This window comes from Pseudoalteromonas sp. SG41-5, assembly GCF_014164495.1.
Taxonomy (GTDB): Bacteria; Pseudomonadota; Gammaproteobacteria; order Enterobacterales; family Alteromonadaceae; genus Pseudoalteromonas; species Pseudoalteromonas rhizosphaerae.
The window spans coordinates 1-12416 of sequence record NZ_JACJFH010000113.1 but is presented as its reverse complement, the minus strand read 5'-3'; the positions used below and the strand labels follow the sequence as shown (position 1 = coordinate 12416).

Genomic DNA, 12416 nt, shown 5'->3' with positions numbered 1-12416 from the left:
AATATCCATTTGTGGTACTTGAATTCTAAAACTTGAATAGAGCCCCATTAACGCAGGATCTTGCTGAGCTTTAGTAATCACCGTTTGCAAACTGTTAAATAGTGTTTCAAAGCCTTTATTACCGCGATCTTCAATTTGCAGTTTAAACCCACCCGTGGTTCCTCAACCTTGGATTGGCGGCGGTGGAAATACAGCCACAAATGCTTCATCAATGGCACTAAAACGCTGGTTTAACTGTGCCGCAATAGCCATCGCCGATTTACTCGGATCGCTTCGCTCACTAAAGGCTTCTAGCGGTGTAAATACAATGGCACTATTAGGGCTGTTAGTAAAACCATTTACCGACAAGCCAGGAAAGGCAACTGTGTTTGCAACACCAGGTACTTGCAGTGCAATTTCTTGCATTTGCCTAACCACATCTTGAGTACGGTCTAAACTCGCTGCATCAGGTAATTGTGCTATCGCAACTAAATACTGCTTATCTTGTGCAGGAATAAAACCACCCGGCACGGCATCAAATAGCTTAATTGTTCCGCCTAATAAAACCACGTATGCAATCACCACTACCACGCTCATGCGCATTAGTTTTTGTACCAGCTTTTGATAGCCTTTGGCGCCACGGTCAAATACTCGATTAAAGGGTGCAAATAACCAGCGACCAAATAAACGATTTAATAAACGCGTCAGCGCATCCGGTTTAGCATCATGGCTTTTAAGTAATAGTGCCGCCAACGCCGGTGATAAAGTTAATGAGTTAAATGCTGAGATAACCGTTGAAATAGTAATAGTTAACGCAAACTGTTTATAAAATTGACCTGATAAACCACTAATAAACGCGGTAGGAATAAACACTGCACACAACACTAACGCAATCGCGATTATAGGCCCTGTCACTTCAGTCATCGCCACGCGCGTTGCTTCCAGAGGTGATAAACCTTGTTCAATGTTACGTTCAACGTTTTCGACCACCACGATAGCATCATCGACCACAATACCTATGGCAAGTACTAAACCAAATAACGACAGCGTATTGATCGAGACCCCTAACCACTGCATCACCGCAAAAGTACCAATCAGTGAAACTGGCACAGCTATAAGTGGAATAATCGAAGCACGCCAGGTTTGTAAAAATAACACCACTACAATTACCACTAACGCGATAGCTTCAAGTAACGTTTTGATCACCGCATCAATCGAACCGCGAACAAATACCGTAGGGTCGTAGACAATGTCGTACTCAACACCAGCTGGAAAATCTTTCGATAAACGCGCCATGGTTTCGCGTACTTGATCTGAAAGCTCAATCGCATTAGAGCCAGGACGTTGAAATATCGGCATCGCCAGTGCTGGTTGATTATCAAGTTCAGCTCTAAGTGAGTAAGTATTTTGGCCTAAATCGACTCGAGCAACATCGCTTAGACGTGTTAATTGACCTTGTTCACCCACTTTAATGATCACTTGCTGAAACTCTTCAATACTGTTTAAGCGCCCTTTTACATTTAACAATATTTGAAATTGACTGTCTGTTGAAGCAGGTTGTGCACCTAAGCTACCCGCTGCAACTTGTTGGTTTTGCGCACGCAATGCGTTGACGACGTCCATTGCGGTTAATTCTCGTGCCGCTAATGCATCGGGGTTAAGCCACACTCGCATTGAATATTGACCACCACCAAATAATTTTACATCGCCTACGCCACTCAAACGTGCAATTTGGTCTTTCACATATAAGTCAGCGTAGTTAGATAGATACGCCGTATCATGTGTTTTTTCCGGTGAGAATAAGTGTACCACCATGGTTAGATCCGGTGATGATTTTTCAGCGACGACGCCTAAGCGCTGCACTTCTTGTGGTAGTCGCGGCAAAGCACTGTTAACCCGATTTTGTACTTGTACTTGCGCACGATCTAAATCCGTTCCCAATGAAAACGTTACCGTCAGTGTCATACGCCCATCACTGGTCGCCTGGGAAAACATATACAACATGTTTTCAGTACCATTGATCTCTTGCTCCAATGGAGTAGCCACAGTTTGTGCTATTACGGTTGGATTTGCTCCTGGGTAGTTCGCAGTTACCACAACTGTCGGCGGAACAACTTCAGGATACTCACTGACCGGCAGTTGAAACAACGAAATACCACCGGCGATTAAAATCACCAATGACAGCATGGCTGCAAATATCGGTCGTTGAATAAAAAAGTGAGAAAATTTCATTATTCGTCCTACTTCTTAGCCATAAGCGTGTGCTGCGCCGTTGGCGATAACGTAAAAGCAACACCAGTTGTGTCTAGGGTCACTGTATTAGGTGAAATCGGCATGCCAGGTCCAACACGCGCAGGACCATTAACCGCAATCACATCGCCAGCTTTTAAGCCCGAGGTAATAGCGCGAAAACTGCCATAGCGCTCACCGGTTGTAACCAGTTTATATTCGAGAATATTGCCTTCACCTACAGTGAGCACAAAGCGATTTTTCAAATCGGTGCCAATTGCTCTATCAGGCACAATAACTTGCTGTGTAACGTCATTGGCCGCTAACTTAATACGTGCAAATGAACCGGCGCGTAAGGCGGTATTTTCATCAAATCGTGCACGCACTCGCAAAGTACCTGTTGCTGCATTGATTTGATTATCAATAAAGTCGATATAACCGGTGTGTGCAAAGCCATTTTGACCCACTTTTTGCATGACTACTTGCTGATGATCAGCGGCGGTTACTTCATCAAATGAACTATTCCAAGTACGTTCATCAACATCAAAGTAAGCATACATAGTTTGATTTGATACGATTGAAGTCAGTACACTTTGCCCTGCAAGCACATTATTACCTTTGGTAATATTTGCACGCGAGATCACACCATCAATGGGTGAACGTATATCTGTAAATTCTAAATCTAAATTAGCTGCAATTAGCTGGGCTTTTAAGGCAGCAAGTTGTGCTTCACGTTGGCGTAACGTTGAGGTACGTGATTCCGCTTGCTCTGTTGAAATCGCTTTTCGCTCGGTTAATCGCACCGCTCTTTTAGCTTCACTTTGCGCTTGCGATAAAGCGGCTTCAGCACTGACTACTTGTGCCTCTAAACTTGCTACAACCGCAGCATATGGGCGAGCGTCAAGTTTAAACAGTAAGTCACCCTGTTTAACCTCGTCGCCCTCATTAAACGCAATATGCTCAATAACTCCGGCAACACGTGGCATAAGTGATACTTCTTCCGGCGCTTCTAAACGCGTAGTGTAGGTGTGCCAGTTTTGCACTGGCTTAATGATCACCGAGGCAACATCTATTGGTTGAAGATGTGGTTGATTGCTCTGTTGAGCAGGCTCTTCTGCACAACCGGTGAGGGCAAGTGATGCCCCTAAAACTGCAATAGCTATTAAGTGTTTGTTCATGACGACGCTCCATTTAGTGTATTTTTCTATGTTACGGAACATTGTTGTGGACAAAAACCATAGATTTTTAAATTCATTAATGCCAATATGGCATCAATTAAATATTGGTGAGTAATTAATGGATACCACAAGTCGCTTATTGATGTTGTTAGAAGTCGTTGAGCGAGGCTCATTCGCTAAAGCAGCAGAAACCCGTAATATTGATCGTTCAGTGATCTCAAAACAAATAAGTCGTCTCGAAGATGATTTAGGAGTACGTTTACTGAACCGCACCACCCGCTCATTTTCACTGACAGCTGCAGGGGCCGAAATGATTAAAAAGGCCAGTGAGTTGAGGCAACTACTAGGTGAAACTGTACGTTTAGCCGAGAATTATCACCAAGAGCCACGCGGTGTATTAAAAATCACTTCATCAACTATTATCGGCAGGCGTTATCTACAACCTGTGATTAATGATTTTCAAAAACGCTTCCCGCAAGTAGAAGTTGAACTAAGACTCGATGATAAGTTAGTTGATCTGGTATCTGAAGGCTTTGATCTTGCTTTTCGGGTCGGTGAGCCAAAAGACTCATCACTGATCGCACGTAAAATTGCGCGCAATAGATTACTAATATTAGCCGCACCTGAGTTTATTCAAACGTATGGATTGCCAAGTAAAATAGAGGACTTAATTGATTTACCCGCAGCCAGTTATTCCAGCACTTCGTTGCGCGTTGAGGGTATTCGTTATGTAGATCAATATGGTCTACCGCAAGAGCAAAAAATTAAGAGTGTGTTTAGAGCCAATGATGCCGAGGTACTGCTCGATAAAACGCTTTCTGGAACAACCTATGTGCTCGCGCCAGCATTTATTATTAATGATGAAATAAAACAAGGACGTTTAGTGCCCTTATTAACAGACATCAAATTACAAGAATACAGTGCGATGTACGCGGTATATCCACACCGTGATTTACCTGTAAGAACACGGTTATTTTTTGATGCGATACGTGATCACTTAGGTAAAGAAACACCACTTTGGGAAAGTAACATTCCCGGTTTCGAGCACATGTATCAAGGTTAAGAAACCTGTTCTAGTTTTGCTGAGTATTGCTGCGAGTCAGAATAAACGTTATTTCGACCATGTTTTTTTGCATAATAAAGTTGCTCATCTGCTGCTTTAATCGCTTGTTTTAGGCTATCGCCATCACGATAAGCAGCTAAACCGATACTTGCTGTTAAACTTATTTCACGCTCACCAACATTGATAGCCGTACTTTGCAAACCGACTCTGATATTTTCAGCAATTTGATAAGACTCCTGTTGATTCGAATCAGGAATGAACAGCGCAAACTCTTCGCCACCAGTACGAAAAACTCGCCCCTTGTTAAGTGTTTCTCTTAATATAGTGGCAATTTCGACCAGAACTTGATCGCCCACATCATGACCAAATTCATCATTTACTTTTTTAAAGTAATCGAGATCTAGCACCATAATAAATAAATTAATTTTGTCTACCAGCTCAACTTCAAAGTAATGGTTCATTGCTAAACGGTTGCCGGTGTTTGTCAGCGGATCTAACAAGGCAAGGTTTTCTAATCGTTCTGCAAATTGTGCTCGACTCGCTTCAAAAGTATGTGCAATGACCCAAATGCTCAAATAGCTAAAGCTCATATTTAGGTACAGGTTAAGGTCTAAAAATGGTGCTAAAGAGGTTTTACTAGTAAACACAGCGGTTTGTATACACACCAATAATAGCGATAGATAATAGCCGCGTTTACATCCTAATAATAAATAAAATAATACGGGTAAGGTAAAGGTCCAAATGAACAAACCGCTCCTCATCGCAGCTAGGTAAGTTCCCAAGGTTACTAATAGCATAATACAAAGGCACAATAATAACGGCTGCCAAGTCTGAAATTTTCGTGTCCGAGCATAGTTAAAAGTATAAAAACAATAAATAGCAAACACCCCTTCTAAAATCCCTAATGAGTAAAAGTCATTAATAAAAAGATTAAAATAGGTAAAAACACTCGCTAAAATTCCGAAACAGAAACAAATCCATTTCAGTAAATTTTCACGTAATACTTGAGCGCTATCTAAGGCTGCGATATCCATTGATTAACTTTAATTCGAACGAAAAAAAGTCAGTCTAACGGTTAATTGAAAGAGTACAAGCTCTATTTGTTTTTGATATATTCATTTTTATAAAAAATTTTTAAAATTAAGATCTTAGTAACTAACAGCCTATTCATCATTAATTAATTGTTCTATATCTTCTAACATATCGGAGAACTCAGCATTAGCATGTTGGCGCTGTTTTGCTGTCAACGTGGCTCTTAAACTCACAAGTAAACGCGCATAGCGCTTTGAATTTTCAGCATCTAAGCGAATTAATTGGTCACTCATAAACACCTCTCGCTCAGTAATGACAGCTGATAATTGGCTAATAAATTGATCGCGGCTAAGTTGGCTATCAAAAAATACCTGTTTGAGTTTATCCAGCCGAGTTTGCTTGTAAGCTTGCCTTAATAAAAATGTTGCTTGAAATTCGCTGTTCGCTTGGGTGATCAAAAACACTTGTTGTTCACTCAGTTTACCAAGCCACTGTTTATAAGTATCTAACTGACGTTCAAGGCGATCTTGCTCACGCTGTGTTGGGGTTTGCTCATTATACTCGTCACTTTCTGTGGTTATATCCTCTGCAATGGCAGCAACAAATTCTTCTCTTTGCTCCGTGGATAAACCAATAGCAAGTTCAATAAGATCGTCTCTTACATACATAACTAACAATTGCCAATGTGTTTTAAAACCTTGAAAATACGTTAATAATGCTTGCTCTGAAGGGTCTTCATCAAGTAGCTTTTGTAATGCCAACAGATCCTGTCGATACAAAGGTAATTGCGTCTTACGATGCCAATCCCGACTTTGCTTAATTAAGTCTTTAGCTTGTTTGCTTTGCTGCTTCGATAAATCAACGTAGTCATCAATCCAAAACGCCGATAACCAGCCTATATTATTGTAGGTAAATGTAGCTGAGCACCCAGTCAGAGCTAATAGCAACACACCAACTACTGCGAACTTATAATTCAAGCACATGTTTTTTATCGACATTTTTTATTTTTCTTACGATTATTTATAGCACTACGTTAATCAACTTAGCGCATTATGTAAATGAGGGAATTAAAATAAAACCGAACAAATAGAAATAATTATCATTTAGCTATTGACGCACACTCAAATACAAGTAATAATCGATCGCATCAACACCAAGCAGCCCAACACGACAGGTTTGCGCTTCTTGTAAGAATTGAACGTACCGACCTCAGTGCCCTAGGGAAGATCGACCAGTAAGGATGCTGGGCCCCTTTAGTACAAAGTTGTTGATGAAGATGGTGACGCTTCGAGCATATTACTTACTCGACCCAAGTAATATAATTAAAAGATCACACTCACTTGCTACATTGCTCATATCGGTGACGGTTGATATGACCCAAAAAGCCCCATCAGGGGCTTTTTTTATTCCTTTAAATTTTCTGTAATATCTGTATCTTATGTCTAAGTTTTATCATTTATAGTGCGAAGCTGGGCAATTGTGGTTGTTGAGACTAAAATTAAACAGTAACACGCTAATTGGAGGTATTGTCATGTGGCAGCCGAAGTTTAAGATATTGTTGATGGTCGGTGCACTTAGCATCTGTGGTGTTGCTCATGCGGGACTTGAAGAAGGGATCCGCGCAGCCAATGAAGGTCAATTTGAAGATGCACTTAGAGAGTTTAACTACCTTGCAGAAAAAGGCTTTGCACCAGGAATTTACGAGCTAGGGCAGCTATATGAAGGTGGCCACGGCGTAACGCGCGACTATCACAAAGCTGCTGAACTTTACCAGCAAGGCGTTAAAAAGAACCACGTCGACTCAATGTTTGCATTAGCTGTACTTTATCAAGAAGGTAAAGGCGTTAAACTTGATAAACAAATGTCAGTTTCACTCTTTAAGCAAGCCGCGGCAAAAAACTTACCTGCTGCTCAGTTTAACTTGGGTGTGATGTACGCCAACGGCGATGGCGTTGCGCAAGATTATAAAGAAGCTATTAAATGGTATGAAAAAGCCGCTGGTAATAATTATACGCTAGCACAGTTTAATATGGCGCTGATGTATTTCGAAGGCCATGGAGTCGAAAAAAACATCGAAAAATCATACATCTGGAACACTGTTGCTGAGTATAATGGTAATTTAGATGCCAGTCACAGTCGCAAGCTAGATGAGCGCAAGCTGATGCCTGCGCAAATTGCAGAAGCCAAAGAAAAAGCTGATGCATTGTATGAAAAAATCCAAGCTGGGCTGTATGCGGGCGAAGATCGGATGTTTTAACTGCCAGTTAAAACGCTATTGGATTGTACTTAACGCCAATTTATGGCCGCAAGTACAACCATTTAAGTATTTTAATCAATATCTTATTTTGCGCCAGCAACAATCCCAATTTAGGATTAAAACCACCCGTTTTCAATGTATTACGTGCATGGCTAAAAGTTAAAAAGCCTTCTATACCGTGATAGTTTCCCATCCCAGAAGGACCTAAGCCACCAAATGGCGCATCATCAGCAGTCACCTGCATTAAGGTGTCATTTATTGCGAAGGTACCACTTTGTGTTTGCTGTTGAATACCTTCATTGATTTGTTTATCTTGCCCCATTATGTACAAAGCTAACGGCTGAGGACGTTGATTTATGTATGCAATCGCCTGAGGTAAAGCTTGATAACTGACAATCGCAAGAATTGGTCCAAACAGTTCTTCTTGCATCAACTTCATATTGTCATTCACATCAGTCACAATGTGCAAACCAAGACGATGCTTATGTTCGTCGCTTTGGTTTTCATCTAACGGCTTAATTATCTGTGCACCCTGTTGCTGTGCATCTGCCAATAAATCGGTTAAACGCTGAAAATGGTGGTGATTAATAACCGAGGTTAAATTTTTCCCCTCGACACCTAAGTTATAATGTTTTTTATATAAGCTACAGAGACTTCTGACTAACTGATGCTGTAAGTTTTCCGGCACTAAAACATAATCGGGGGCAACACAGATTTGCCCTGCATTGGTCATTTTACCAAATAAAATAGCTTTAGCTGCCTTATCTATATCCGCTTGCGCGGTAATGATAACGGGCGATTTGCCACCTAACTCAAGAGTTACTGGGGTAAGGTTTTTACTCGCAGCGGCCATAACATGGCGCCCTACAGCTGTAGAGCCGGTAAAAAATAAGTGTGCGAGTGGCAAACAGCTAAACTGTTGACTTAATTGCGCTTCACCTTCGATCACTGAGCAATGTTCGCTAAGTTCGCCGATAAATAGTTTTTTGATTACTTGATTGGTGTGCGGAGTAAATTCACTGACTTTTAATAATACCCGATTACCTGCGGCAATTGCGGTGATCACCGGCACGATTGATAATTGAATTGGGTAATTCCATGGAGAAATTATTCCCACCACTCCTTTGGGTTGATAGCTCACAGCAACTTTTGATGGCGCTAGGCTCAAGCCCGCTTTTCGTGGTGAATTTTTTGCCCATTTAGGTAAATGCTTGATGGTGTGGCTGATCGTTTTGACCGTAGGCAGTATATCACCTAAAATCGTATCAAAAGCAGTGCGAAAGCCAAAGTCTTTCGAGCTTGCAGCTACCAATTCAGCCTCTAATGCCAACAGTTCACGTTTTAAAGATTTTAATAAACGGATCCGCTGTGATAATGCTAAATATGGCTGGGCATCAAAATGCAGCTGCATTTCATCAAATTGCGCTTTTAGCTCAGGGTTACATACAGTGCCAGTGTCAGACAAAAGCATACTCATAAACAAAATAAAGATTTAACCACTATAACTTTGTTTCTTAGCAGGGGCAATATAGAGCGCTATCAACAAACGAATAGCGCTCCGGTTGGGTAACTTTGAATTACTTAAAAATTAAATACCGATGCAGCAAGGGTCATAGTGACAAATGTGATCAGCGCAATTGCAACAATATTTAATGCAAAGCCGGCTTTGATCATATCCCGCATTTGAATTTGCCCAGAGCCAAACACAATGGCATTAGGCGGGGTCGCTACAGGCATCATAAACGCACAACTACAGGCTATAGCCGCAGGAATAACCCAGACCAATGGCGAACCTGTGACTGACTCAGCGACAGGGCCAAGTAGTGGTAAAAATCCAGCTGCGGTTGCTGTATTACTGGTGATCTCAGTTAAGAAAGTGATTAAGGTTGCAATTACTAATACACTCAATACTAATGGAATGGCGCTGACGCCTTCAATCATATGAGCTATGTATTCAGCCAAACCTGATGACTTTATTTGTGCCGCTAGGGTTAAGCCACCACCAAACAACAATAACACTCCCCAAGGAACTCCTGCCGCACTTTGCCAGTCAAGAATACGTTCATCACTGCCTTTATTAGCAGGCAAAACAAATAATAATAATGCAGCAGCAATGGCAATACCGGTATCCGATATTTTTAAACCAGAAAAATCAGCGATCAGAGGTCTAAATATCCAGCACACAGCTGCAAATAAAAACACACATAACACCCCTTTCTCAGCGCGTTGCATGGTGCCAAGACCTTTTAACTGCGAGCTAAATAGTGACTTGGTGTCGACTTTTTTAGATTTTTCATCCGTTTTATCAACTTTATAAGCAAACTTGGTCAGCCACAACCAACAGATGATCAACATAGTCAGTGACAATGGCACACCCACCATCATCCATTGCGCAAAACCAATTTCAATTTTATAACTATCTGATAAATAAGCGGCCATCAATGCATTCGGTGGCGTACCAATTAATGTTGCAATGCCGCCAATGCTGGCACCATAAGCAATAGAAAGTAACAGTGCTTTACCAAAACCATTATTATTTGGATTAGATTTTTGCACTAAATGGGTGATAGACATAGCAATAGGTAACATCATCACTGCTGTTGCAGTATTTGACATCCACATTGATAAGAATGCCGTTACTAACATCATCGCTAATATCTGCAAACTCGGTTTTGAGCCCGCGTAGAGCATAGTACGTAAAGCAATGCGCTTGTGTAAGCCCCAACGTTCCATCGCAATGGAAATTAAAAAGCCACCTAAAAACAAAAATATTAAGGGGTGCGCATACGGTGCAGCGACACTTTTTATCGCAGCAATGTCAGCCAACGGAGAAAATACCAACGGCAATAGCGCCGTAGCTGGGATAGGAACTACTTCACTCACCCACCATGATGCCATCCAAAATGCTAATCCTGAAGTACGAAGAGCAGCGGTACTCATGCCAGCAGGAGGATCGATCAAACACGTAAGTAACATGACCGCAGGGCCCAATAACAGCAGCAACATCTGTATCATTGGATTTTTTTCAGGTTTATCGTCTAAAGTTTGTGTGCTCATATTCAACCCCTTTAAAATTTATACTTTAAGCCAAGGGCTAAGCTACTATCCGTTTGCTGTTGCAAATCTAAGTCAGTATAGAATAAGTACGCGGTAGTTTGTTTATCAAATAAATAATCCACACCTGCAGTCCACTGGCTGCCCTTAGTACTTTGGCGAATAGTTGAGTCATCACTGGCAAATTGTAGTTTTGGCTGCCATTTGTCAATGGTATAACTGGCACTCAACACATAGCCGTTTCCTGATTTAGTACCATCTACTGACTCACTGTGCTGGTAAATAGCACCTAGTTGTAAATCATTTTTTTGCCACGCGCCAACGATGCGACTGGCGTTGATATTATTGAGTGAATCAATATGGCTGATCGCCACATAATAATTTTTATTTTTTAAACCACGGTCACCATAAATTAACGTAGCGGCATAGCCGGCTTCATTATTGGCACTGTCATCCTTCAAAGCATAGGTAAGTGATAGCTGAGCACCCGCATATGATTTTGAACTATACGTTATGGTATCACCAAGGCGATCTTGACCCGGTAGTAATTGAGCAATATCGGCTTGAGTTTCATTGAAGTTATCAACTTTACCTTCTGAATACTTAAAGCGTGTATCGTTTCGACCAACTACAACTTCACCAAAATTTCCCGCTAAACCTAAATATGTATTACGGGCACTAAATGGCTCATCTGTATCATCGTGCTCAAAGCCCTTTACTTGCACTTCGTATTTAAATACCGCTTTTAACGAGTCAGTGAGTACATGTTGCCCTTTCACACCAATGCGTGAAAAAGGCGCATCGATTTGCGTTCCTTTTTTAGCATAGCGCATTACACCGTTGTCAGTATTAGCAATTTGCACTTCTGCTTTACCATAAATGTCATACTCTGCGGCATGAACACTTTGTCCAAAGCAAGCTGCTGCAAAACTCGTTGCTACAAAAACAGGGGTTAGCTTTTTGTCTATTATTATCATTGTGTGCCCTTATTGTTAGGATCATTTGTTGTTCCCGCTAATAAAGGCAAGTTTACTGCCAACTGCTTATAAAAAATTAAAATTTAATATATTCAAATAGTTAAGTTTAAAATTAAATTATACTTACAATAAAGTGTGCGGGATCCCACACACTATCAAAACGTCTGTGTCACTGTTTCCACCCATCAAATTAAGCTGAGCAGGTAAATCACTTAAGCAAAGCTCTGGTTAATCAATAAACATGTCACGATTGAGGCCATATTTACTCATTTTGTCATACAAGGTTTTACGGGCAATCTGTAAGGTATTCATAGTTTCTTTAATACTACCTTGGTGGCGCTCAAGGGCTTCTTCGATTAAAGATTGCTCATAAAAGCACACTTTTTCCGCCAAACTCAGATCGGGCGATAACTCACTGCCATTATTATTTTCGGTATTGGCGAACGCTAATTCAGCACCCAGCAGCACCGCTCGTTCAGCTTGGTTTCTAAGCTCTCTGACATTACCTGGCCACTGGTAACTAAGTAAACGCTGTAATATATCGCTACTTAGAGGAGCCGGAGGTTTATGAAAACGAGTCGCGGCAATAGAGCTAAAATGTTTGAATAATAAAGGAATATCAGCTTTCCTATCACGCAATGCCGGAA

General features: G+C 41.2%; 9 protein-coding genes and 1 pseudogene. 2 read left to right on the top strand and 8 right to left on the bottom strand.

Annotation, left to right across the window (positions count from 1 at the left end; genetic code table 11):
* Positions 1–2211 (bottom strand): annotated as a pseudogene (locus tag H5232_RS20255) (efflux RND transporter permease subunit); the annotation flags it as partial.
* 8 nt (positions 2212–2219) lie between these two features.
* Entirely contained in the window at positions 2220–3386 is a 1167-nt protein-coding gene (locus H5232_RS20250) for an efflux RND transporter periplasmic adaptor subunit (protein ID WP_182831409.1), read from the bottom strand.
* A gap of 118 nt (positions 3387–3504) precedes the next feature.
* Between H5232_RS20250 and H5232_RS20245 the strand changes: the two genes are divergently transcribed.
* Complete coding sequence (locus H5232_RS20245) at positions 3505–4449, top strand: LysR family transcriptional regulator (RefSeq protein WP_182718707.1); 945 nt, start codon at positions 3505–3507, stop codon at positions 4447–4449.
* Here H5232_RS20245 and H5232_RS20240 read toward each other — a convergent pair.
* Positions 4446–5483, bottom strand: coding sequence for a GGDEF domain-containing protein (locus H5232_RS20240; RefSeq protein WP_182718706.1), 1038 nt, complete (start codon positions 5481–5483; stop codon positions 4446–4448). The genes H5232_RS20245 and H5232_RS20240 overlap by 4 nt on opposite strands.
* A 129-nt stretch (positions 5484–5612) precedes the next feature.
* A complete protein-coding gene (locus H5232_RS20235; RefSeq protein ID WP_182831408.1) occupies positions 5613–6479 on the bottom strand; it encodes a DUF6279 family lipoprotein in 867 nt (288 codons plus the stop codon).
* 533 nt (positions 6480–7012) lie between these two features.
* Between H5232_RS20235 and H5232_RS20230 the strand changes: the two genes are divergently transcribed.
* On the top strand, positions 7013–7738 hold the full coding sequence (locus H5232_RS20230; RefSeq protein WP_145236141.1) for a tetratricopeptide repeat protein: 726 nt from the start codon (positions 7013–7015) through the stop codon (positions 7736–7738).
* A gap of 40 nt (positions 7739–7778) precedes the next feature.
* On the opposite strand, the gene H5232_RS20225 is transcribed toward H5232_RS20230, so the two are convergent.
* The 4 genes from H5232_RS20225 to H5232_RS20210 all read right to left on the bottom strand — a co-directional run.
* Positions 7779–9209 (bottom strand): coniferyl aldehyde dehydrogenase, encoded by a 1431-nt coding sequence (locus H5232_RS20225; RefSeq protein WP_259400165.1) that lies wholly within the window; start codon positions 9207–9209, stop codon positions 7779–7781.
* A gap of 110 nt (positions 9210–9319) precedes the next feature.
* Positions 9320–10795: a DASS family sodium-coupled anion symporter gene (locus tag H5232_RS20220; RefSeq protein ID WP_182831406.1), complete on the bottom strand. Its 1476-nt coding sequence runs from the start codon at positions 10793–10795 to the stop codon at positions 9320–9322.
* Between the two features lie 11 nt (positions 10796–10806).
* Positions 10807–11769: a porin gene (locus H5232_RS20215; protein WP_145236151.1), complete on the bottom strand. Its 963-nt coding sequence runs from the start codon at positions 11767–11769 to the stop codon at positions 10807–10809.
* 228 nt (positions 11770–11997) lie between these two features.
* Positions 11998–12416, bottom strand: a 419-nt coding sequence (locus tag H5232_RS20210; protein ID WP_310736891.1) for a helix-turn-helix domain-containing protein, incomplete at its 5' end; no start/stop codon positions are given.